Origin of the sequence: Sporomusa malonica (assembly GCF_900176355.1) — a bacterium.
GTDB lineage: Bacteria > Bacillota > Negativicutes > Sporomusales > Sporomusaceae > Sporomusa > Sporomusa malonica.
Window position 1 is genome coordinate 155,621 of record NZ_FWXI01000007.1, and the last position, 23,256, is coordinate 178,876.

25 protein-coding genes are annotated in these 23,256 nt (G+C 47.4%); 23 read left to right on the forward strand and 2 right to left on the reverse strand.

The features are described 5' to 3' along the window. Positions 1-43 precede the first annotated feature (43 nt). From cpaB to B9A22_RS10370, 10 genes are all read left to right on the forward strand, one after another. Positions 44-895 carry a Flp pilus assembly protein CpaB gene (gene cpaB, locus B9A22_RS10325; RefSeq protein WP_084575653.1) on the forward strand — a complete coding sequence of 284 codons (852 nt, stop codon included), beginning with the start codon at positions 44-46 and terminating at the stop codon, positions 893-895. A 43-nt stretch (positions 896-938) separates the two neighbouring features. After that, positions 939-2,168, forward strand: coding sequence for a type II and III secretion system protein family protein (locus tag B9A22_RS10330; protein WP_084575654.1), 1,230 nt, complete (start codon positions 939-941; stop codon positions 2,166-2,168). A 6-nt stretch (positions 2,169-2,174) separates the two neighbouring features. Then, positions 2,175-3,392, forward strand: a complete 1,218-nt coding sequence (locus tag B9A22_RS10335; protein WP_084575655.1) for a CpaE/TadZ family protein — start codon at positions 2,175-2,177, stop codon at positions 3,390-3,392. Positions 3,393-3,407: 15 nt separating this feature from the next. Continuing rightward, positions 3,408-4,379 (forward strand): type II secretion system F family protein, encoded by a 972-nt coding sequence (locus B9A22_RS10340; protein ID WP_084575656.1) that lies wholly within the window; start codon positions 3,408-3,410, stop codon positions 4,377-4,379. A gap of 117 nt (positions 4,380-4,496) precedes the next feature. Beyond that, entirely contained in the window at positions 4,497-5,630 is a 1,134-nt protein-coding gene (locus B9A22_RS10345; protein ID WP_084575657.1) for a sensor histidine kinase, read from the forward strand. A 206-nt stretch (positions 5,631-5,836) separates the two neighbouring features. Further along, the gene (locus B9A22_RS10350; RefSeq protein ID WP_139796225.1) at positions 5,837-6,022 is read left to right on the forward strand and encodes a Flp family type IVb pilin; all 186 of its coding nucleotides are present in this window, start codon (positions 5,837-5,839) and stop codon (positions 6,020-6,022) included. Positions 6,023-6,280: 258 nt separating this feature from the next. Further along, positions 6,281-6,697 (forward strand): TadE/TadG family type IV pilus assembly protein, encoded by a 417-nt coding sequence (locus B9A22_RS10355; RefSeq protein WP_084575658.1) that lies wholly within the window; start codon positions 6,281-6,283, stop codon positions 6,695-6,697. Beyond that, a complete protein-coding gene (locus B9A22_RS10360; RefSeq protein WP_084575659.1) occupies positions 6,694-7,617 on the forward strand; it encodes a pilus assembly protein TadG-related protein in 924 nt (307 codons plus the stop codon). The genes B9A22_RS10355 and B9A22_RS10360 overlap by 4 nt, the downstream gene beginning before the upstream one ends. Before the next feature lie 76 nt (positions 7,618-7,693). After that, positions 7,694-9,064 (forward strand): TadA family conjugal transfer-associated ATPase, encoded by a 1,371-nt coding sequence (locus B9A22_RS10365; RefSeq protein WP_084575660.1) that lies wholly within the window; start codon positions 7,694-7,696, stop codon positions 9,062-9,064. A 17-nt stretch (positions 9,065-9,081) separates the two neighbouring features. Then, positions 9,082-10,008, forward strand: a complete 927-nt coding sequence (locus B9A22_RS10370) for a type II secretion system F family protein (RefSeq protein WP_084575661.1) — start codon at positions 9,082-9,084, stop codon at positions 10,006-10,008. Positions 10,009-10,063: 55 nt separating this feature from the next. Here B9A22_RS10370 and ppnP read toward each other — a convergent pair whose 3' ends face one another. Then, the gene (gene ppnP, locus B9A22_RS10375) at positions 10,064-10,381 is read right to left on the reverse strand and encodes a pyrimidine/purine nucleoside phosphorylase (protein ID WP_084575662.1); all 318 of its coding nucleotides are present in this window, start codon (positions 10,379-10,381) and stop codon (positions 10,064-10,066) included. 88 nt (positions 10,382-10,469) lie between these two features. On the opposite strand from ppnP, the gene B9A22_RS10380 reads away from it, so the two are divergent. The 10 genes from B9A22_RS10380 to rsmI all read left to right on the forward strand — a co-directional run bounded on the left by B9A22_RS10380 (position 10,470) and on the right by rsmI (position 18,354). Then, positions 10,470-10,811, forward strand: coding sequence for a DUF192 domain-containing protein (locus B9A22_RS10380; protein WP_084575663.1), 342 nt, complete (start codon positions 10,470-10,472; stop codon positions 10,809-10,811). A gap of 477 nt (positions 10,812-11,288) precedes the next feature. After that, positions 11,289-11,564: a hypothetical protein gene (locus tag B9A22_RS10385; protein WP_084575664.1), complete on the forward strand. Its 276-nt coding sequence runs from the start codon at positions 11,289-11,291 to the stop codon at positions 11,562-11,564. Between the two features lie 17 nt (positions 11,565-11,581). Further along, the gene (locus B9A22_RS10390) at positions 11,582-11,944 is read left to right on the forward strand and encodes a hypothetical protein (protein ID WP_084575665.1); all 363 of its coding nucleotides are present in this window, start codon (positions 11,582-11,584) and stop codon (positions 11,942-11,944) included. Between the two features lie 245 nt (positions 11,945-12,189). After that, the gene (locus tag B9A22_RS10395; RefSeq protein ID WP_084575666.1) at positions 12,190-13,659 is read left to right on the forward strand and encodes an aminotransferase class I/II-fold pyridoxal phosphate-dependent enzyme; all 1,470 of its coding nucleotides are present in this window, start codon (positions 12,190-12,192) and stop codon (positions 13,657-13,659) included. A 10-nt stretch (positions 13,660-13,669) separates the two neighbouring features. Further along, the gene (locus tag B9A22_RS10400) at positions 13,670-14,350 is read left to right on the forward strand and encodes a dTMP kinase (RefSeq protein ID WP_084575667.1); all 681 of its coding nucleotides are present in this window, start codon (positions 13,670-13,672) and stop codon (positions 14,348-14,350) included. Between the two features lie 128 nt (positions 14,351-14,478). Next, positions 14,479-14,931, forward strand: coding sequence for a YaaR family protein (locus B9A22_RS10405; RefSeq protein WP_281252386.1), 453 nt, complete (start codon positions 14,479-14,481; stop codon positions 14,929-14,931). Further along, positions 14,932-15,930 carry a DNA polymerase III subunit delta' gene (gene holB, locus B9A22_RS10410; RefSeq protein WP_084575668.1) on the forward strand — a complete coding sequence of 333 codons (999 nt, stop codon included), beginning with the start codon at positions 14,932-14,934 and terminating at the stop codon, positions 15,928-15,930. A gap of 2 nt (positions 15,931-15,932) precedes the next feature. Continuing rightward, positions 15,933-16,742: a PSP1 domain-containing protein gene (locus B9A22_RS10415; protein WP_084575669.1), complete on the forward strand. Its 810-nt coding sequence runs from the start codon at positions 15,933-15,935 to the stop codon at positions 16,740-16,742. Beyond that, positions 16,742-17,491: a tRNA1(Val) (adenine(37)-N6)-methyltransferase gene (locus B9A22_RS10420; RefSeq protein WP_084575670.1), complete on the forward strand. Its 750-nt coding sequence runs from the start codon at positions 16,742-16,744 to the stop codon at positions 17,489-17,491. Before B9A22_RS10415 ends, B9A22_RS10420 begins: the two co-directional genes overlap by 1 nt. 5 nt (positions 17,492-17,496) lie before the next feature. Then, the gene (rsmI, locus tag B9A22_RS10425) at positions 17,497-18,354 is read left to right on the forward strand and encodes a 16S rRNA (cytidine(1402)-2'-O)-methyltransferase (protein ID WP_217805926.1); all 858 of its coding nucleotides are present in this window, start codon (positions 17,497-17,499) and stop codon (positions 18,352-18,354) included. A gap of 9 nt (positions 18,355-18,363) precedes the next feature. Here the strand turns inward: rsmI and B9A22_RS10430 are convergent, their stop codons facing one another. Further along, a complete protein-coding gene (locus B9A22_RS10430) occupies positions 18,364-18,612 on the reverse strand; it encodes an AbrB/MazE/SpoVT family DNA-binding domain-containing protein (protein ID WP_084575672.1) in 249 nt (82 codons plus the stop codon). 292 nt (positions 18,613-18,904) lie between these two features. Between B9A22_RS10430 and metG the strand changes: the two genes are divergently transcribed. From metG to B9A22_RS10445, 3 genes are all read left to right on the forward strand, one after another. Next, complete coding sequence (gene metG / locus B9A22_RS10435; RefSeq protein ID WP_084575673.1) at positions 18,905-20,839, forward strand: methionine--tRNA ligase; 1,935 nt, start codon at positions 18,905-18,907, stop codon at positions 20,837-20,839. Position 20,840: 1 nt separating this feature from the next. Further along, the gene (locus tag B9A22_RS10440; protein ID WP_084575674.1) at positions 20,841-21,608 is read left to right on the forward strand and encodes a TatD family hydrolase; all 768 of its coding nucleotides are present in this window, start codon (positions 20,841-20,843) and stop codon (positions 21,606-21,608) included. Between the two features lie 324 nt (positions 21,609-21,932). Further along, positions 21,933-22,922 carry a resuscitation-promoting factor gene (locus B9A22_RS10445; RefSeq protein WP_084575675.1) on the forward strand — a complete coding sequence of 330 codons (990 nt, stop codon included), beginning with the start codon at positions 21,933-21,935 and terminating at the stop codon, positions 22,920-22,922. Positions 22,923-23,256 lie beyond the last annotated feature (334 nt).

Below are 23,256 nucleotides of genomic sequence, written 5' to 3' on the forward strand. Positions count from 1 at the left end.
TAAAATTAGATTATAGAGATGAGTAACAGGCAGGGGGGACGACATGCTCAAACTTTCTAATAAAGGACTCTTGATTATTGCAGTCAGTCTTAGTTTGTTAACAACCGGACTTGTATACAGCTATTTGATGAAGACAAGCAGTAGTCAGCCCAAAGATACGGGTTCAGTCGTGGTGGCAAAGGTTGACATCGGTGCTAAGACCAGAATTACTCCCGAAATGGTGCAGGTAATAAAGGTTCCGGTCCCGTATCTGCAGCCTGGCGTAGTAACGGACAGCAAAGAGGTTATCGGTACCCTGTCCAAGGAGCAGATTGTGTCTGGTGAGCAGATAACGGCAAGGCGGCTTATTAGCGAGGGCAAGTCAGCAGGTTTTACTGGGATTATTCCCCCTGATAAGCGGGCGGTAACGGTCGGTGTCAACGAGGTCACCGGGGTGGCGGGATTTGTTAAGGCCGGTGATTATGTGGATGTTGTTGTGACGTTTGATCAGAATACTGTCGGTGATAATGTTGGTCATTTGGTATTACAGAACATACTGGTACTGGCCTCTAACCGCGAAACCGAAGGGGGAGCTGTTGAAACGGCCAATAGCAATAATTCTAAAGAAAAGAAAGATATTATTAAAACAGCAACTGTAACGCTGGCCGTAGCGCCAGAGGAAGCCGCCAAACTGGCACTATCTGAAGATAAAGGAAAAGTACGCCTGGCCCTCAGGCCGTTCCTGCAGAATGCAGGTATCAGTATAGCTGGCCCGGTGACCCCGCGAGATCTTGTCGGAATTCACAGTTCGCCAGTGCCAGAAGGCCCGCGGGAACAGAAGCCTAAAGTTAAACAGCCGGTTCCAGGTATTCAAATGATTCGCGGCACCAAAACCGAGATAGTGCCCATTAACTAGCAGAATCCCTGTAAGTGAAGGCGGACAGAAAGGCAGGACTCTTATGAAAAAATTTAGATTGCCTGTTGCAGTTGTTGTTATACTAGCCATCATGCTGATCAGTGCTGTGGCATCAGCTGGTGACGATAAACTGGCGGTGGCTGTAAACCAGTCGCGTATTCTTAACTTTAACATCGTCGAGCGTGTCGCGGTGGCTAATCCTGAGATCGCCGATGTATTAGTGGTATCTGGCGTTGAAGTGCTTTTAATCGGCAAATCGCCAGGCTTAACAACCCTCCATATTTGGGCTGGCGGCAGCCGGTATAGCTACTTGGTGGAGGTTGGTGCCGCCGATGTCACCATTGCCAACGATATTAAGAATATTCTCGGGTTATCCGATATTACTGTAAGTAAGGTAAATAAGACCATTATTCTCGAAGGCACAGTCAATGATCAATACCAGAAAACCAGGGCCGAAAAGGTAGCAGCAGCCTATGCCGACAAAGTGGTTAATTTACTGGAAATTACTCGACCGGTACAGGTGAAAATTGAAGCAAGAGTGCTTGAAATCAACCGGGAAGCCTCAAAAAACCTGGGTATTAAATGGTCGGGGAATACTGCTGGAACGCCTGGCAACTTTTCCTTTGGTCAATCCTCGATAAACTCACTGGCACCAACGGCTTTTGGTAACTTGGGCACATATACCCCCATCAATGCTCAGGTTGATGCACTGGTAAAAAACGGGCTGGCCAAGATACTGTCGCAGCCCAATATGATTACCTTAAGCGGTGATAAAGCGAATATCATGGTAGGCGGGCAAATACCGATACCTGTGGGCTTAGATAATGGCCGGATTACGATTGAGTGGAAAGAGTATGGTATTAAGCTCGACATCGCGCCTGAAGTCAACGCCGAAAAACTCATTCAGAGTAAAATTAAGGCAGAGGTCAGTACGCTTGATTGGACGAGTGAACATAAAATCGAGCTTGGCGTGGGGATGAAGATTCCACCGATAAAAATGCGCAAGGCCGAAACCTCAATTGCGATGTCTTCCGGCCAAACCATGGCCATTGGCGGTCTGATTTCGTCTGAAGCGACCAAAGATGTACAGAAGGTGCCGCTATTAGGTGATATTCCTATTCTTGGCAACTTGTTCAAGAGTAGCTCGTTTAGCCGGGGTGAGACAGAAGTAATTATCTTGGTGACTCCGACTATCGTTAATCCTAACGAATACCTTCCGGCGGAAACAAAGGAAATGAAGGAGTTTGCTAAAGAAAACCCATATAGGGGGTAAAGGTAAATGGATGAAAGAATAAAAGTGTTTATCGCTGACGATATTGCCGCAACCAGAGAAAACATTTGCAAATTGATGGAATTTGACCCGGAGATGACGGTGATTGGCCAAGCTGAGTCAGGCCGCGAGGCCGTGGAAAAGGTCAAGGTACTGCAGCCTGATGTCATTTTAATGGATATAAATATGCCAGGCATGGATGGTATTGCTGCTACCGAGCAGATTGCTGCAGAATCTCCGAGCTCTTGTATCATCATTATGAGTGTGCAAGGTGAGCAGGAGTACTTGAGACGGGCCATGGTGGCAGGTGCTAAAAACTACCTGGTAAAACCCTTTAGTGGTGATGAGCTGCTGCAGGCTATTAAGCAAAGTTTTGCGAATGAGAAGAAGCGCCGCAATATTGTCAAGTTTGAGCCCAAGCGGGAAGAACAGGGCAAAATCATTACAGTATTCAGCACCAAAGGTGGTATTGGCAAAACAACAATATCAACAAATTTGGCAGTGGCTCTGGCAGCCAAGACTGGAGCAAATGTGGGAATTGTGGATGCTGATCTGCAGTTCGGGGATGTAGCTCTGTTCTTAAATCTTATGCCACGTGCCACAATTGCCGACTTGGTGAGGGATATCGAACACCTGGATATGAACGTTCTTGATGGCTATATGGCGCAGTTTAACAGTAGTGTAAAAGTACTGCCGGCACCAACTCGCCCTGAACAAGCTGAGACAGTGACCAGCAGCCACTTGTCAGCCATCCTTAAGACCATGCGATCGAGTTTTAAGTATACCGTGATTGATACGGCGCCGACTTTTTCGGATAATATGCTGGCAGTACTTGATGCTTCAGATATCATCCTGGTAGTAGCCGCGCTTGACCTGCCGACAATTAAGAATGTCAAGCTGTGTTTGGAGATCATGGAATCGCTCAAATATGGCGAAGATAAGGTCAAAGTAGTCTTAAACAGGGCCAACACCGATGCTGGCATGGACATCTCTGAGGTGGAAGAAAGCCTGAGATATAAGTTTTCAGCTACTGTACCCAGCGATGGTAAGGTAGTTGTGGCTTCCGTCAACAGGGGTGTACCGTTCGTTGTCAGTCACCCGGACGCGCCGGTTACCCAAAGCATTGTTAATTTGGCCCGCCTGGTTGCCGGTAGTGACTGGCCGGACCGGCACGAGGAACAGCCAGCAGCGGGGGTTGTAAGTCGGTTTAAGCGGCTATTTGGCTAGAGAGGAGATAGTAGCATGCTGCTCTTAATCGGAATTATCCTATTTGTTAACCTGCTGGTTATCTGCCTGCTGCTCTATCGATGGCAGATACGGAACAAAGAAGCCGTCAGCCAGCGTATTAGCTACTATATCGAGCCAGATTTGGCAAGCCAGCCTCAATTTCAAACAGCCACAGGGCGCCAATTGACGGGCTGGCGGGCATTAATAAGGCAACTGAGTAAACTATTCACACTTTCCGATGGATCATGGTCAAGAGGCGTTGAGCACCGTCTCATTCAGGCCGGATTGCCGCTAAAAAGTTCCGAGTTTCTGGTTATATGCCTGGCAACAGCCATTGTGGGAGCAGTTCTGTGTATTCTCAAGGGCGGGTTGGCCGGTGCAGCGGTTGGTGGTATTGCCGGCTACTTTTCGCCGTTTTTATTCCTAAGAGTAAAGATTAAACGGCGGGCCAAAGCTTTTAATGATCAGCTAGGGGATACGCTTATTCTCATTGCTAACGCACTTAGAACAGGCTATAGCTTTATGCAGGCGATTGAAATGGTATCCCGGGAGATGCTGCCACCTATTTCTGTTGAATTTGGCAGGATGCTGAAAGAGATGAATTTAGGAGTCCCTACCGAAGACGCTATGAACAACATGGCTAAGCGCGTGGATAGTGATGACCTCGACCTGGTTATTACAGCAGTCTTAATTCAGCGGCAGGTTGGTGGTAACTTGGCCGAAGTCCTTGATAATATTGCTGGGACCATTCGGGAGCGGATTCGCATTAAAGGTCAGATTAAAACACTAACCGCTCAAGGACGAATGTCAGGAATCATCGTGAGTTTGCTGCCGATCGCTATGCTGCTTATGCTTCAGGTTCTTAATCCCGGGTATAGTAATATCCTTTTCGCACATCCGACAGGGCAGCTTATGCTGGGGGCCGCTGTTGTTGGCCAGTTTTTGGGAATTGTGGCCATCCAAAAAATTGTCAATATTGACATTTAGGAGAAGCAAAAGAGGGGGATTTTTCCACCCTCTTTTGGTGCGTTTTATTAGCAGGAGATAGGGCTGATATGGCGAATCTGCTTATAATGCTTAATTTAGTAGTAGTGAGGGGCCAGCATGAAGAATCTTGATGTAAAAGTGTTAGATAAGATCGTAAAAGGAACAATTGCTGCGGTAGAGAAAAGCAAAACGCAGATTTTCGATATATATGAAGCTGCCCGCGCTGAGATGGAGAAAGTGCGGCGGGATGTTGACCGAATCAAGCAGGAAACGGCCGATATCATTTTTAAGGTTGACGAATTGGAAAAAAAGGAGCGGCGCTCGCGGCTCAGACTAATGGAGGTTAGCCGGAATTTTCGTCAATATACCGAAAGTGACATTAAAGGTGCCTATGAGGATACCAGCAATGTCCAGCTCGAATTGGCCATGGCGAGACTGCAGGAGCAAAATCTGCGTCGCCAGCGCGATGATTTGGAGCTAAGGCTTAAGTCGCTGAAAGATACCGTTGAGAAAGCCGAAGGTCTTGTGTCGCAGGTGGGAGCCGTGCTCGGGTATCTAGGCAATCAGATGGGAGAGGTTGTCACTCAGATCGAATCCCTACAGGCAAGTCAGATTTTTGGTGCAAAAATAATTAGAGCCCAAGAAGAAGAACGGCGGCGGGTGGCCCGGGAGATTCATGATGGGCCGGCCCAGGCAATGGCCAATATCGTTTTTCGGGCAGAGGTATGTGAGCGCCTGATAGATACTGATATTGCACGGTCAAAAAACGAACTCAAGGATCTCCGTGAACAAGTACGGGTGGCTCTTAGAGAGACCAGGAAGATTATCTTTGATTTGAGGCCTATGACGCTTGATGACTTAGGGCTTGTGCCTACCATCAGACGGGTGCTTGATACGCTGAAAGAGCGGAGTGGTATTTTCCCCGAAGTCAAAATAATGGGGGAGGAAAAACGACTGGATTCACATATTGAGATAGGCCTGTTTCGCATTATTCAGGAGGCGCTCAATAATGTGGAAAAACATTCGCAGGCCTCCCTGGTATGGGTGCGGATTGACTTTCGCCCCAGTGTGGTTTCGGCCGTTGTTGAAGATGATGGGCGGGGCTTTGATTCAGCAGAGAATATTGGTAATGAAAGCTTTGGTTTAATGGGTATGCGCGAACGGATTAATCTCCTAAGCGGCGAGCTAAATATAAAATCAGAATCAGGCAAAGGTACGAGGATTTTTGTTACCGTACCGCTCAAACAGTAGGTCTGCCCAATACTTAATAGGACTTTTTCCTTGGTGTGGCTGGGACCCAGCACCTACCAAATTGATTACCAGAATAAGCCTCAATGCCTACTGTAATTGAGACTCTAGGACGATGTTAACATACCTTCTCACTGGTATAATGAAATCAGAACCAGACGAGATTACCTAAATAAAATACAACCATAAAAATTTAGGAGGTATGGCAAATGTTGAAAATGTACTGGGAAATGATCCAAGCTCGTTACCTGAATGAGAAAGGCCAAGGCATGGTAGAGTACGGTTTGATCCTGGCAGTAATTGCTGCAATCGCGTTGGCATCGTTTACAAGTATGGGAACCGGCTTGGTCGCTAAGATGGCAGATATAGTCACTAAACTTGGCGGCGGAACCTGATCCTAGTTGCCAGCAAAGTCTTATCTCTTAGCACTCATAGCTCGAAATATTATAGTAAGAAGCTCAAAATATCCCTCTGGCCGTTGGTTGGAAGGGATATTTTTTTATAATAAATAATGTTGGGACTATACGCCTATTTCTCTAGGGACTAAGTTCCTTGAAGAGATAAGACTCAGGCATGATATTATCGTCAACCTATTGATGTTACAATTAAATTACCGATAGTAACCCCCATAAATATCTGTCAGGGGTGATCATATGAATACTATTTATTATCTTAAGCAAAAACGCGGCCAGGCCATGGTTGAGACAGCGCTTGTTTTACCTGTCGTCGTGCTAATTTTATTTGCTATCCTAGAGTTTGGGCTGGTAATGAATCAGTATCTGGTACTGACGGCAGCCGCCCGGGAAGGGGCGCGAATTGCGGCAGTGAGTGACGATGCTGCAGCACGGACGGTCGTCAACGATGCAGTCGCCAGCATTGGTAGTGCTGGTTTGCAAGTTAATATTGCCTATCCAGGCGGCAAACGCGAGCAGGGTAAATCAGTCACTGTGACAGTCAGTAAACCAGTTGAAGTAACGACACCGGTGATTAAGGATATCATTGACAGTGCTTTTGCACCTGATGCACCGGTGCTTACAGGCCGCTCGGTTATGCGGGTAGAACTGCCATGATGACATTTGTTAATAATCAAAAGGGTACGATAACAGTGTTAACTGTTTTTGCGCTCACTGCCCTGCTCGGTTTTACCGCCCTTATCGTGGATGTTGGATTTTTATATGTAAACAGGGCGGAGCTTGTTAATATAGCCGATGCCGCAGCTCTAGCCGGTGTCCAGGATCTGCCTAATGATACTGCTCAAGCTGAGGCCAGCGGCAGAGAATATGCCGCCCAAAACGGTCATCCCGGCGATGTGGTAGAGGTCGCTGTTCCAACAAATAAGGTAGTTACCGCTACCGCTAAACGGACAGTTAACATGACATTTGCCAAAATCATTGGTCTGAACTCAGTCGATGTCCGGGCAGAAGCGGCAGCCGTTTTAAGACCCACTAGCGGGGTTATTGGGGTGGTGCCGTTCGGAGTAGTCTGGCAGGAGTTTATTTATGGACAGACTTATGCTTTGAAAGTCGGGGCTGGTGATGGCTACGCCGGCAACTACGATGCGTTGGCTTTAGGCGGTACCGGTTCGCGTAATTATACCGATAATATTAAGTTGGGCTATGATGCCAAGTTGTCGGTAGATCAATGGGTATCAACTGAAACCGGTAATATGTCAGGTGGTACCAGTGAAGGAGTTAACTACCGTATAGACCTTGATCCGTATGCTACCTTTAATACGGTAGAGATTGGCTCGCCACGGATAGTAATTGTGCCATTGATTGAATCAATCACTAATGATACAGGGCGGCATGATGTAAAGATTGTTGGCTTTGCCGGCTTTTTTCTAGAGGGAGTAGCTGGCTCAGGGAATGACAACCTTGTAAGCGGCAAGTTCATGCAGACTGTAGTCGCTGGTGACACGTCTGGTACCGCGACCGATTACGGTGTGTATAGCGCTGCACTTGTTCCGTATGAATCAGTAGCGCCAAACTAGTGGCGCAGCAACAGTGCATCCACTGACCCGGTAACTACGGAATAACGCCATCAGCCATAGGGCGAGGAGGAACACTATGTCGCTGTTAAGACGCTTGGAACAAGCTCAGATAAAGCAGGAGCAGCCGCCCAAAGGTATAGAAAAGCCAAAAACGGCAGCGCCGCCCAAAATTGATCCTTATCAAAGCCTTAAAGGCAAGATTCACAAAAAGATAGTCGAAGAAATGAGCCTGGAAGAAAGCAAAGTGCTTGTTGATAAGGACGCTGACCGCAAAATGTTGGAAGAGGTTGTAGCCCGTATTGCCAATGCGGTTATGGATGAAGAAACGCTACCAGTGCCTAGAAGCGAGCGGGCGCGGATTATTACCGAAATTGTCGATGAGGTTTTAGGCTATGGACCGATTGACCCATTATTAAAAGATGAGTCTATTTCCGAGGTTATGGTTAATAGTCCGACCCAGGTATATGTTGAGCGCAAAGGGAAATTAGTGCTTAGCGATGTGCAGTTTCGCGATGATGCGCATGTCATGCATGTGATTGAAAAAATTGTTGCGCCGCTGGGGCGCCGTATTGACGAGAGTTCGCCGATGGTTGACGCCCGGCTGCCGGACGGCTCCCGGGTGAATGCCATTATTCCCCCGCTGGCTCTAAGAGGGCCGTGCCTGACCATCCGGAAATTTGCCAAGAACCCATTGCTGGTGGAGGATCTAATAAAATTCGGTACATTGACCCAGGAAATGGCTGACTTCTTACTGGCCTGCGTAGAAGGAAAACTTAACATTGTGGTATCAGGCGGCACCGGTTCAGGAAAAACAACCACCCTCAACATCCTTTCGTCATTTATTCCACATGATGAGCGGATTGTTACCATTGAGGACGCTGCTGAGCTGCAGCTTAGACAAGATCATGTTGTTACCCTTGAGACCCGACCGGCTAATATCGAGGGTAAAGGCGCCATCTCTATGCGCGATCTTGTACGAAACAGCCTCAGGATGCGACCAGACCGCATTGTCGTCGGCGAGGTCAGAAGCGGTGAGGCGCTTGATATGCTGCAGGCCATGAATACCGGCCATGACGGCTCCTTAACCACTGGCCATGCCAACACGCCGCGTGATATGCTCAGTCGCTTGGAAACTATGGTGCTGATGGCGGGGATGGATTTGCCAGTCAGGGCTATCAGGGAACAAATTGCATCAGCGGTTGACCTAATTCTGCAGCAGTCCCGTCTACAGGATGGCAGCAGGCGGATTACCCATCTAACAGAGGTTCAGGGCATGGAAGGGGACGTAATTACCCTGCAGGATATCTTTGTCTTTGAACAGACCGGACGGGACGCAGCTGGTAAAATTACCGGCTATTTTAAGCCGACAGGCATCAGACCCAAGTTCCTGGAAAAGCTGTCTGCTAACGGAATTAACTTGCCAAACGAAACCTTCTGGCCTAAATAAAAGGAGGGTAAAGGCATATGCTTATTGTCATAATAGCGCTCACCTTCATAACTGCATTTGTGCTCCTTTACCTAGTTCTTCATACCTTTGTACCTATCGCTGGTCCAGTCGAAATGCGGCTTAAGGCCTTGGATGGCATTATTTCAGGCCGCAGTGACATTGATGACGAGCTGGCCAAACCATTCCGGCAGCGCATCTTAGCGCCACTCAGCGGTGATATGGCCGGAATTCTGACCAAGCTGACACCAAAAGCCGTACGGGCCACAATTGAGCAAAAACTCATCATGGCTGGCGGATTTGGTAATTTAACAAGTGATGAGTTTCTGCTTTTAATGGGTTTTTTAGCAGTGGCCCTGCCGGTGATTGCTGGAACGCTAAGCATACTGGCTGGCGCTGTCGGCGGTAAAGTCATTGGCTTTGTACTCATAGCCTTTCTGATAAGCCAGGTGCTGCCCTTTGTGCTCTTAAATCATAAAATTGCAGCCCGGAAGCTAAGTATTCAAAAAGACCTGCCAGATGTTCTGGATCTGCTAACAGTTAGTGTGGAAGCTGGCCTGGCCTTTGACGGGGCGCTGGCTAAGCTGTCGGAAAAAATGAAAGGTGCGCTTGTTGAAGAGTTTAACAGGGTACTCCAGGAGATCCGTATGGGGATAGCCCGGCGGGAAGCGCTAAGTGCTATGGGCACACGCTGTGATGTACCTGATCTGTCACTGTTTACCACTTCGCTTGTGCAGGCTGACCAATTGGGTGTAAGCATTGGCAATGTCCTGCGGGTGCAGTCGGCCTCCATGCGGGAAAAACGCCGCCAGCGAGCAGAAGAAAAAGCCATGAAAGCGCCGATAAAAATGCTGTTGCCGCTGGTTCTCTTTATTTTTCCTGCACTGTTTGTCGTGCTGCTTGGCCCAGCCGTCATCCAGATGGCTAACAGTTTAATGAGTAAATAAAAAAACAGAAGGAGCCCTGGCAATCAATCAGCCGGCTCCTTCTGTCGTAAGATATTTATTTTGAGACATAAGAACAGCAATAGTCTGCTACTGTTGGTACCTTGAGTTTAAAGCGTGAATCAGCGGGAACGTCGAAGCTGTCTCCTGCTTTATAAGTAATCCAGTCGCTTTGTCCTGGCAACAATACGATTAGCTCACCTGCTAAAACCTCCATAACCTCAGCTGCCGCCGTACCAAACTCATATTCACCAGGGAGCATAATTCCCAGTGTTTTTTTGCTGCCATCGGCAAAAATCACTGTACGGCTGGTCACCTTGCCTTCGAAATATACATTGGCCTTCTTAACAACAGATACTTTTTCAAATTGCTCCATCTTCCAATTCCTCCTAATGCAAAAGTTATATTTTTCATTATAATTTAATAGCGGTGTTAAGTAAAACAGAAAACGATTGGGTGACATTATGAAAGCCATTAACACAACAAGGCAACAGCGGCTAGGTGACAATATCAAAGTAGCAGCCAATTTTTTTTCTCGACTGGTGGGGCTGTTGGCTACACCCCGCCTGCAGGCCGGGGCGGGGCTTTTAATTAAGCCCTGCAACAGTGTCCATACGTTCGGTATGCGCTATCCGATTGATGTAGTGTTTGTTGATTCATCCCATACGGTTGTTAAAGTTGTGTCTGGGCTGAAGCCTTGTCGTTTGGCAGCTGTGCGGGGGGCTGCTTATGTGATCGAACTTCCTGAAGGAATGGCTTCAGCCACCTTTACTCAAAAAGGTGATAAGTTGGAAATTATTAATTAGTGCATCTTAGGGCTTTGCGAGGGCTGGCCAATGTCTGGAGCCTCAAGAGGGATCTACTATCAAACTAATGAATGAGAGCTTAGTTGTTTTAGCTAAGAGGATATGGATCAAACAGCGCAGGAAGAGGGCCTTTTTTAAGGCCCTCTTCCATTTATTATTCTCTCGTTTTAAAGTCCGCCTTTTCTCTCTCTTCCTGTAATTGCTTCAAGGTGTCTATATATGCTCCATCAGTGGGTCCGGTTCTCGGTATTACTGGATTAATCGGATTTCCCTGAGAACTTTTTTTAATTGTCTTATTCACGAATGTCACCTCTAGTATTAGTTTCCCCACGTTTGAAATGGACATACTGGTGGCGAGAAGAGTAAAACTTACAAACTAAAACTAAACTAAAAATTAACATATTACCGGTAAAATAATATTAGGACTAGAAGGTGGCGTTTTATGAGGCGGGATCCTATTAAGTAAGGAGAACTCACATGAATGTAAAACCAAAGCAAATTGAAATTGCGCTGTCAGTCCCGGCAATTGTCGGAATACTGCCAGCACAAAGGCAGACATTGGTAGCGAACGCAGGGCGGCAGGCAGCTGCGCTGCTAACGCAGGCTGGATTAACGATACGAGAACAGCAAGCGGCTATGGCGATAGCAGATTTGTATTTGCAATTCTGCCAGCAAGACGAAAATAATCAGAAGTGGAGCGCGCTTATGGAAGCTGCTATTCGACATGATGAGGAAAAGGCGACAAGTATGTAGGGAAAGGAGGTTTGAACATGAGTGTTTCGTCAATTACCGGTAGTTCCAGTTTTGACTATCTAACTCAATCAGTACAGAAAAGTAATCAAACTGAAACCCAATACAGTAGTTCAAGTATTGGTGAAGCTGCGACTTTAGAGTTAAGCAGCACAGCTGCAACAAGTGCAGTTGCTCAAGGAAGTGGTGCACCAACCAGCAGTTCCTCATGTCCTTTGGGCAGTAATGTTTGTATGGGATGTGGAAGCTGCAGCAAAACATCGAAAACCAGTGAAAGCTACAGTTTAACTCAGAGTAATACAGACACCCAAGAAAGCGCCAATACTAATTATCTAACAACTGCTGCGACAAATGCATACGAAATGAATACCAAATTCCTATAAACATATTTTAGTACTTTATAAGGAAAACACAAGCTGGCGTTTCTATTAGCGCCAGCCTTTTTCTTCCTGTTAGAAAGTATAACTTTCCGTCTGGATAAGGGCAACATCGGCTTCCACTGTCGCCAAAGGCTCGGCGCAAGCCGTGTTTTCTTTATTTGGAATCTTGTACCAGATAACGCTGTGTGTTAAAATATTTACAACCTGCAAGGACATAATATAGGAATGAACTAAAAGGTGGTGGCGGCATGCTTGACCAGACGAAAGTACCATTGCTGGCAGCCATGAATACTTATGTAAACGATGAAGTAATTCCTTTTCATACACCCGGGCACAAGATGGGCAAAGGCATGCATCAGGCGTTAGCTGATTTAGTGCCGCAGAAAACGCTGGCACTTGATTTGGCGTTAATGGCTGAGCTTGATGACCTGCACGAACCGCACGGGCCTGTAAAAGCAGCCCAGGATTTGGCTGCTGACCTCTATGGGGCTGACCACAGCTATTTTGTAGTTAACGGGACAACCGGCGGCATTTATGCCATGATTTTGACCATTGCCGGGCCAGGCGACAAAATTATCGTGCCGCGCAATGCCCACCGCTCTATTATCGGGGGTATTATTTTGAGTGGGGCTATCCCCGTGTTTATGCAGCCTGAGGTGGACAACGAGCTGGGACTGGCCATGGGGGTTACGCCTGAGACGGTCTCTGAGGCATTGGCACAGCATCCTGACGCTAAGGGTGTGCTGATTATAAATCCCACCTATTATGGTGTAGCTACCGATCTGAAAAAAATTGTTGATATTGTTCATAGCTATGATATCCCGGTTGTTGTCGATGAGGCTCATGGCCCTCACCTTAAATTCTCTGGCAGGCTGCCAGTACAGGCGCTTGATGCGGGTGCTGATATTGTGGCTCAAAGCACCCACAAAATTATCGGGGCGCTGACCCAGTGCTCGCTGGTGCATTGTCGGGAAGGACGCATCCGGGTGCCCCGCCTTAAGGCTATGTTGCAACTAGTGCAGTCTACCAGTCCGAACTATATCCTCCTAGCCTCGCTGGATGTTGCCAGAATGCAGATGGCTACAGAAGGGCGGCAGCTGATTGAACGGGCTGTTGACTTGGCTAACCTGGCAAGGCAAGAGATAAATAAAATCCCAGGTTTGTATTGTTTTGGTGAAGAAAAATTGGGTAACCCTGGCGTATATAGTATTGATCCGACCAAGGTGACAGTTACCGTCAAGGGTTTGGGGCTCAAGGGCGCAGAGGCTGAACGCATTCTGCGTTATACATATAAAATTCAGGCAGAGTTGTCTGATGTGTATAATCTTCTATTTCTTATTACGCTAGGCGACACTGAGCGAGAAGTAGCTGCACTGGTAGCTGCCTTAAAAGACATGGCTGCCCGCCATCATGGTACCCGTGACTTTGCTGCCATTAGCCAGATCTATGCAGCAGGCAAGCACCCTCAGCCGCCTGAGCAAGTGATTTCACCCCGGGATGCCCTGTTCGGCAATACCTGCATGGTGCCGTTCAATGATGCTGCAGGCATGATTTGTGCTGAAATTGTTACTTTTTACCCGCCAGGTATCCCGATGCTTTGTCCAGGGGAGCGGATTACTCAGGAGATTATTGACTACTGCCATGTTTTGCAAAACGCCGGTCTTCATATCTCCGGACCGGAAGATTATTTGCTCAAAACCGTTAAGGTGGTCGACTAATGGAGGTAACATGCGAGGTAAACTAATTGTAATTGACGGAACTGACGGCAGCGGTAAGGCAACCCAGGCAGGGCAGTTGGTGTCGCGGCTTCAGGCAGAAGGGTTTAATGTCCGTAAGGTCGATTATCCTAACTATCAGAGTCAGTCCTCGGCTTTGGTTAAGATGTATTTAAACGGCGAGTTCGGCAATCGTCCTGAGGATGTCAACGCATACGCCGCTTCGGCATTTTATGCTGTTGACCGCATTGCTTCTTATAAAAAGGACTGGGAAGAATTCTACTTGAGCGGCGGTATCGTTATCGCCGACCGCTACACCACCTCGAATATGATTCACCAGGCAGTCAAAATCACTGATGAACCAGAGCAAGTTCGCTATCTGGAGTGGTTGTGGGATTTTGAATTTACTAAATGTGGCCTGCCTGTTCCTGACACCGTTATTTTTCTGGCTATGCCGCCGGAAGCGAGTAGAGAGCTTATGCGCGGACGAGAAAACAAGGCTGGCGGCGTCAAAGATATCCATGAACAAGATAGCGGGTATTTGGCCCATTGTTATGCCAATGCCTGTAATATTGCTGTAAAGTTTGGCTGGCACAAAATCGACTGTGCCAGGGACGGAACGGTTAAGCCGGTTGAACAGATTCATGATGAAATCGTTCAGCAGGTTAGGACGCTTATTGGCAGGGCTTACTAGTGAGCCTCTGCCTTTTTATTTCCGCTATTCTGGCAAATATTTGATTATTTCACTAAAACCATTTATAATTTAAAGGATAAGAAGAATGTAGCTGCCGTGTATTTTCTGGGCAGGAGGACTATAGTACCATGAGTATGAAAATAAATAAATTTGGGTTAGGCAGTCAGCCTATGGCTGCTGAACGTGAGCAGGGTGGCAAGGCCGAAAAAGTGGGCGACTATTTTGCTGCCGATCTGTTAAAAACCCAGGAAAAGCAGTCAACCGAGCGGCTGCAGGGGCTGCTGGCGGACATCGACGAGAGTGGGCGCCGGTTATCCACTATGCCAACCTACGGCGAGCTTAAATCGTACCGGGAGCTTGTCCGTAAATTTATTGGTGAGGCTGTATCCCGTATGTATTCGTTGGAATCGCGTACCGGTTGGGACCGCCATGGCCGGCAGAAGATGTTTACAACCATTCGACAAATCGACGAAAAGCTGGCTGGGATGGCTGAAGATGTGCGCAGTGGTCAGGAGCGCCAATTGTCGATAATGTCTAAACATGACGCAGTGCGCGGTATGTTGGTTGACTTATACACGTAGATGATGATGAATTGGGATGAGGTAAGCGGCCATCAAGAGGTCATAAGCAGAGTAAAAGCTATGTTGGCGGCTGATCGAATACCGCATGCATTGTTATTTCTCGGTCCGGCGGGAATCGGTAAAAGCTTAATAGCCACGCTATTAGCTGCCGGGATCTTATGTGGTGGTAACAGCGATAGGCCTTGTGGACATTGCCAAACGTGCATACTATTCAACCGTAACGCACACCCTGATTTTACATTAGTACGGCCTGAAGGTGCGACGATTAAAATTGATCAAATTCGCGCCTTGCAGCATTATGCCGCCTTAGCGCCGTCTGTGAGTTCAAGACGGGTATGCATAATTGAGGACGCCGAGCTTATGACAGTTCAGGCAGCTAACAGTTTGCTCAAACTGTTAGAAGAGCCGCCGCCCGGCTTTGTTTTTATTCTGGTGGCGGGAACAGCTCAGCCGCTGCTTCCAACCATTTTGTCGCGTTGCCGTAAGCTTCAATTTCAGCCGCTGGCTGCAAGTATTCTTGCCAAAGCACTTGAGGCCAAAGGCCATGTGCCTGAGGCCGCTAATGTTGCCGCTCGTTTAAGCGGCGGCCGTATGGGAACGGCGCTGGGATTACTGGCACCTGATGGTTTGGCAGCCAGGAATATGGCTGCAGACTTGCTAGAGAACCTCCATGATAGCAAAATGACAGCTATCTGGGACAAGGCATTAAAGCTTGACAGCCTGGAAACCAAAGAAATTGTGGCAGTACTGGAGTTTTTATTATATTTATTTCGTGATATAGTATTAGTTGCCGGCAGACATAGTGAGCACTTGGTATATAATATCGACCTTGTTCCTAAACTTGCAGACTGGGCGATCCATTGGTCTGAAGGACAAGGTATTTCGGCAATCAACGCAGTTAAGAATACGATTCGCGCTATTGGGGGTAATGCCAATACCCGGCTGGCGCTGGAAGCGTTACTAATAAATTTAAAGGATTTGGCGGAAAAAGGAGATTAAGTATGTTGACAGTAGTGGGTATCCGCTTTAAAAAGGCAGGTAAAATATACTATTTTGATCCAGGCGGTATTGAAATTATCGCAGGGGATCATGTTATTGTCGAAACAGCCAGAGGGCTGGAGTTTGGCGATGTTGTTGTTGGGCCGCGTGAGGTAGAAGATAATCAGATTGTTGCGCCGCTAAAGCCGGTTTTGCGTAAAGCGACCCCGGAAGATGAGGAAAAGGTCAAAGACAACCGAAAAAAAGAGAAAGAGGCTTTTAAAGTTTGTGAGCAAAAAATTCAGGTACATGGCTTGCCGATGAACCTGGTTGATGTTGAATATACATTTGATGTGAACAAGATTATTTTTTATTTTACTGCGGAAGGGCGTATCGACTTCCGTGAATTGGTAAAAGATTTGGCCAGTGTATTTAGGACCCGTATCGAACTTAGACAGATTGGTGTGCGGGATGAAGCTAAACTGATGAACGGTATTGGCTGCTGCGGCAGATCGCTGTGCTGTGCCACTTTTCTCGGAGACTTTGAGCCGGTGTCGATCCGTATGGCTAAAGACCAGCATTTATCGCTCAATCCGACCAAGATTTCAGGGATTTGCGGACGGTTGATGTGTTGCCTGAAGTATGAAAATGACTGCTATGGTGGTTGTTGCGCCAAGAAGGTTGTGCCGCCGACAGTGGGTAAAGAGGTAGTTACTATCGACGGTGAAGGCCGGGTGCTCACTATAAATCAGCAAAAACGAACAGCAACAATTGCTTTGGCTGAGGGAAAAACGCTAGTCATTCCATGGGATGAGGTAGTGGAAAAGGAATAATGACATCCACCGAATTTAGGCTAAAATCCGGTGAACGGATAGATGAGCTGGTTATTAACAATCTGAAACTGATACAGCATCCTGACGAGTTTTGTTTCTCACTGGACGCTGTATTGCTCGCCCATTTTGCCAGCGTACGGTGTGGGGGCTCGGCAATAGACCTTGGTACCGGAACAGGGGTTATCGGCCTGCTGCTTTTGGCGCGGGGATCAGCCGCAGTTACTGGTATTGAGATCAATCCGGATATGGCTGATCGGGCCTGCCGCTCGGCCGAAGGTAATGGTCTTGCCGACAGGTTCAGGATTATTCATGGTGACATGCGCGACATAAAAGAGCTTTTACCAGGAGGCGGCTTTGAACTTGTTGTTTCAAATCCGCCTTACCGCCCTGTGGGGGGCGGATACATAAGCCCTAATGACAGGGTGGCGATGGCGCGCCACGAAGTGACTGCAAGCCTTGTTGATGTTGTTGCTGCCGCCAAATATCTTGTGAAGTACCGCGGACGGTTTGCTATGGTGCACTTGCCGGAACGGCTGGCTGAGATTACAGTGGCCATGTGCGCGGCAGGGATTGAACCCAAGAGGTTGCAGCTTGTGTATCCGGCTGTTGGTAAAAAACCTAATATGCTGTTAATTGAGGGTGTGAGGGGAGCCAGACCCGGGCTTGATGTATTACCGCCTTTAATTGTATATACTACAGATGGGAGCTATAGTGAAGATATTATGAAGCTCTATAGGCAGGACAGGTGATTTCTGTGACTAAGCCAGGGACGCTCTATTTATGTCCCACGCCGCTCGGCAATCTGGAAGATATGACATTTCGGGCTGTGCGGGTGCTAAAAGAGGCGGCAGCCATTGCTGCCGAGGATACCAGACATACGATTAAGTTGTTAAACCATTTTGATATCCATGTGCCGCTGATTAGCTATCACGAGCATAACAAAGATGAACGAGGGCCTGAGATCATTGATCGTCTCTTAAATGGGGATACGATAGCCTTGGTGAGTGACGCTGGGATGCCTGGCATATCCGACCCTGGCGTCGATTTGGTGCGTTTGGCAGTAGCCAGTGGTGTACAAGTTGTTCCCCTGCCGGGGCCGAATGCGGCGCTGACAGCACTCATTGCGTCAGGGCTGGATACAACCATGTTTACTTTTGTCGGTTTTTTGCCTAAGACCAATAAGCATCGGCGGGAAATGCTGGCCAAACTAGCTAAACATCCTTATACAATGGTGTTTTATGAGTCGCCGCACCGGGTGCGGGCGACACTGGGTGAGCTCACTGAGGCCTTTGGCGACCGGCAAGCTGTTGCCGCGCGGGAGCTGACCAAAAAGTTTGAGGAATTTATTCGTGGCAGTCTAGACAGCGTAAATCGGCATTTTAGTGAGAATCAGCCCAGGGGTGAATTTACCCTGATAGTAGCTGGTTGCCCTGTTGGCCAAGAGTTGGCAGAAGAACAGGACAAGCTGGCAGGTCTTACGCTTGTACAAGCTGTAGGTGAGCTTATGAGTCGGGGTATAAATAAAAAAGACGCCATCCGTGAGGTGGCGTCTCAAAAAGGTCTACCGAAAAGACAGGTATACCAAGCTGTTCTGGAAAGCGACTTAGTTTAATGTAAGACTTTATACAGCCTTTTGCCCCATGCTGTCCAGGCATTCTTTGCATACATTCTTGTTTTTGAAGTTTGTAACATCGGCAGCGTTGCCACAGAATACGCAAGCTGGCTCATATTTCCGAAGAATGATGCGGTCGCTGTCTACATAAATTTCAAGAGCATCTTTTTCCTCGATATCTAGAGTGCGGCGCAATTCGATAGGAATAACCACCCTACCCAGCTCGTCCACTTTACGTACAATACCAGTTGATTTCATTTTTTCCTTACTCCCTTCACACTACTATAATTTTTAAAAATAACATTCAATGCAACAAGATTCGACAAAACCTGCTCAACTAAATAATACCAAATATTACAAAGCTTGTCAACCTAGATTCTTCCAATTGGTAAAATTTTTTTAATTACCGCCTCACACAGTGCATAAGAGCGCTGTACAATGTCATATAATACTACTTTATGTCGAAAAATACAACTATTGACAATTATTTTACTAATGTCTATAATTGGTAAAACATATGAAACGTGCGTCAATACTTAAGGAGGAAATTATGTCGAAAAAACCTTTTTATATTACTACACCGATTTATTATCCGAGTGACCGGCTACACATTGGTCACGCGTACTGCACTACGGTGGCTGACACCATTGCCCGCTATAAGCGTCTGGCTGGGTTTGACGTGTTTTTCCTGACCGGTTCGGACGAGCATGGCCAAAAAATTCAGCGCAAGGCTGAGGAAACTAATACGACACCGCAAGCATATGTAGATAAGATTGTGGCGTCTTTTAAACATTTATGGGAAAAACTTAATATTTCTCATGATGACTTTATCCGTACCACTGAGCAACGTCATCATGAGCTAGTGCAGGCAGTATTTCAAAAAATTTATGATCAGGGTGATATATACAAAGCTGAGTACGAGGGCTGGTATTGTACCCCCTGTGAAACTTTTTGGCTGGAACGCCAGCTCACTGATGGCAAATGCCCTGATTGCGGGCGCCCTGTTGAGATTGTAAAAGAAGAAAGCTATTTCTTCCGTATGTCCAAATACCAGGAACGGCTGCTTACCTATATCGAGGAAAACCCTGAGTTTATCCAGCCGACCTCCAGGCGTAATGAGATGATCAACTTTATTAAAGGCGGACTGGAAGACCTATGTGTATCGAGGACAACCTTTGACTGGGGTATTCCAGTGCCGTTTGACACTAAACATGTAGTGTATGTATGGTTTGACGCGCTGACCAACTACATAACAGCTGCCGGGTATCTAGACGACAGGGAAAAGTTCGCAAAATACTGGCCGGCTGATATTCATTTGGTTGGCAAGGAGATTGTCCGGTTTCACAGCATAATCTGGCCGGTTATTTTGATGGCGCTTGACGCTCCTTTGCCCAAAATGGTGTACGGTCATGGCTGGCTGGTCGTTGAAGGCGACAAGATGTCCAAATCCAAGGGAAATGTCATTGATCCCTTGGCCTTAATTGACGAGTTTGGCCCTGATGCCATCCGTTATTTCCTTCTGCGGGAGATCACACTGGGGCTTGATGGCAACTTCTCGCGCGATGCGCTTATTAACCGGATTAATGCTGATCTGGCTAATGATCTGGGCAATTTGCTGCATCGGAGTCTGAGTATGATCGGCCGGTTCAATGGTGGGGTAATTGAAGCACCAGGTGAAACTGAGGCCATAGATCTGGAACTTATCGAACTGGCTCGAAGTACTGCGGCTCAGTATGAGAAACATATGGAGCACCAGGATATTAATGCTGCGCTGAAGGATATGTGGGCGCTCATCGGGCGTACGAATAAATATATTGATGAGACTGGGCCATGGGCGTTGGCCAAAGATCCAGCAAAAAAAAGCCGGCTTAATACTGTGCTGTACAATCTGGCCGAGGTACTCAGAATTGTGGCTATCCTGATTTCGCCGTTTATGCCGGTAACGGCCCCGAAGGTTTGGAGTCAGCTTGGTCTTACCACTGATTTCGCCAGCGTAACACTGGGTGAGGCGCAGGCCTGGGGCCGGCTGGCTGCAGGTACTACTGTTGCCAAGCCTGAGCCTATTTTCCCACGGATAGAGGAAAAGCAGGAAGAACAAGCTGAAGCCAAACCGGCTGAAGCAGCAGTTGCTGCTGTGCCGGAGGCCGCGCCTCTTGAGCCGGGGACACCAGAGATCACTATTGATGAATTTGCCAAAGTTGACCTTAGAGTAGCTAAAGTACTAGCTGCTGAAAAGGTTAAGAAGGCAGATAAACTGCTGTTATTGACGGTTGATTTAGGTACTGAACAACGTACCATTATCTCAGGTATTGCCAAGCATTATGAGCCTGAGCAGCTGGTCGGCCAAAATGTTGTTATGGTAGTTAATCTAAAACCGGCCAAAATCCGGGGTATTGAATCCCGCGGTATGGTGTTGGCTGCGTCCTGTGATGACAAACTGCAACTTGTCACAGCTGATATGCCGCCAGGCAGCAAGGTGAAGTAAGATGCTGTTTGATTCACATGCTCACCTTGACGACAAACGGTTTGATGAAGACCGGGATGAGGTCATTGCGCGTGCGGCAGCGGCCGGACTTGTGGGGATAATAAATGCCGGAGCTTGTATGCAGTCGTCAGCCCGGTCAGTGGCACTTGCTCAGAAACATGACATAATTTACGCAGCTGTTGGGATTCACCCTCATGATGCGAAAGAAGCGAAAGATACAGATTATGGCCAGTTGGCTGAGTGGCATTCTCTCTCGAAGGTTGTGGCTATCGGTGAGATTGGGCTTGACTATTACTATGACTTGTCACCGCGTGAGGTGCAGCAGCAGGTATTTATCCGTCAGATTGATGTAGCGCGCCAGCTGAATAAGCCGATCATTATTCATGACAGAGATGCGCATGGCGATGTACTCCGCATTATAAAAAAAGAGGCCAAAGGTTTGACAGGTGTATTTCACTGTTTTTCCGGCAGCCTGGAGATGGCTAAAGAGGTTATCAGATTAGGATTCTATGTATCTTTTGCCGGCCCGGTAACCTATGCTAAAGACGGCAAGCTCAAAGAGGTGGCAGCCAATATACCACTTGATCGTTTGCTGGTAGAAACCGACTGCCCATATCTGACGCCGCAGCCGTTTAGGGGCCGCCGTAATGAACCTGCCCATGTTAAGTTTACTGCTGAAGAGGTAGCCAGGGTGCGGGGCATTGAGTTTGAGGTATTGGCACAAGCGGCAACTGCCAATACCAAGCAGTTGTTTGGTATTGGCCTATAGCTTTTTTGCAACGCTAGTATAATAAAAAAATATATCAGCAGGAATAATTTGGAAACTCGGCGAATATGTTAAGGTAAACATACATATGCGCCGAGTTTTTCTCTATCCTGTTAGAAAGTATAACTTTCCGTCTGGATAAGGCAACATCGGCTTCCGCTTTCGCCAAAGGCTCGGCGCAAGCCGTGTTTTCTTTATGTATAGTCTTAACATATATTGGTAATACTCCTAATGTAGAGTGGATAATAATGGTTAATTTCATGTCTAAAGTTGACTGAATAACCATGTTATGGTATAATTGATAGGCTCGCAGAAAGGGGGGTATTCATGGGTGGTGAAACGTCTGTACTGGCAAAGTACAGGAAGAGCAAAGCGATAATTATTGTCGCGCTGCTCCTGGCATCACTGGTGGCAACCGGATTTGTTTGGGCGTATAAGAAAGTGCAAATTGTAGCAGATGGTCAAAACTATAGCGTGAATACGCTATATAAAAGCCCGCACAAAATATTAAAACAGGCAGGGATTACGCTCAGCCCTGAGGACGAAATTAGGTTGTCGACAGTAAAGGTTAATACCGGAACAGTTATTGAGGTATTCCGTGCAGTACCTGTAATGGTAACCTATCAGGGAAAAAACACCAGCTTAATTACTGGTAAGCCTACTGTTCGCGAAGTTGCTGATCAGCTGGGGATTCCTCAAGACAAGGTAAAGCTGATTCCTGGGGAGGACAGCAGACCGGTTGCTGGGATGAACATTAAGGCCGTTACACTAAGTGAAAAAATCGAGGAACAAGAAAGTCCAGATTTGTATCAGGTCGTCCGTCAGCCTGATGCCACGTTAGAAAAGGGCGTGGAAGAGGTTGTCCAAGCTGGGGAAAACGGACTAAAAAAAGCTACGGTACGCGTGCGCTTTGAAGATGGCATCAAGGTATCTGCCGATGTGCTTTCAGAAATTGTGGCAGTAGGCTCCAAACCGCAGATTATTCGGGTCGGTACTAGGGATATTGTAGATACGTCCCGGGGTGCTATGCGGTTTAGGGACATCCGCTATATGGAGGCCACAGCCTATCTGCCGACAGATGGTTCGGCTCTCGGACTGACAGCCACCGGCATTTCCGCCCGGCGGGGAGTTGTCGCTGTTGACCCGGATGTTATCCCGCTTGGCACACGTGTATATGTGCCAGGCTATGGCATGGGGTTGGCAGCTGACACCGGCGGCGCCATTGTGGGTGACAAGATTGATTTATGTGTGGAAGATGCCAGTGAGGCCTGGCGGTTTGGCCGCCGGACAGTAAAAGTATATGTTTTAGCTGAGTAAGAAAGAAGTATAGCCTATAGACCCGCGAAATTGTTGGGTTTATGGGCTTTCTCTTTTTGCGGTGAGCGGGGCTTGGGATGAAGTTAGGCAGCTGTTTTTCTAGCGATTTGGCTATAAGTTCCTGGAGTGGTTAGCGATAGTTTTAGACGAGTTGTAAAGAGGGTAAAGGTAGAATATAGGAACTTCCACCACTTACGGCATACATTCGCCAGTATAGCCATAACCAGCGGTATAGGTATAAAGCTATATCTGTAACGATGGGACATGCAACGGTGGTAGAGACTATAGACACCTATGGACACTTAATGCCAGGTGATAACCAGGCGGTAACGGC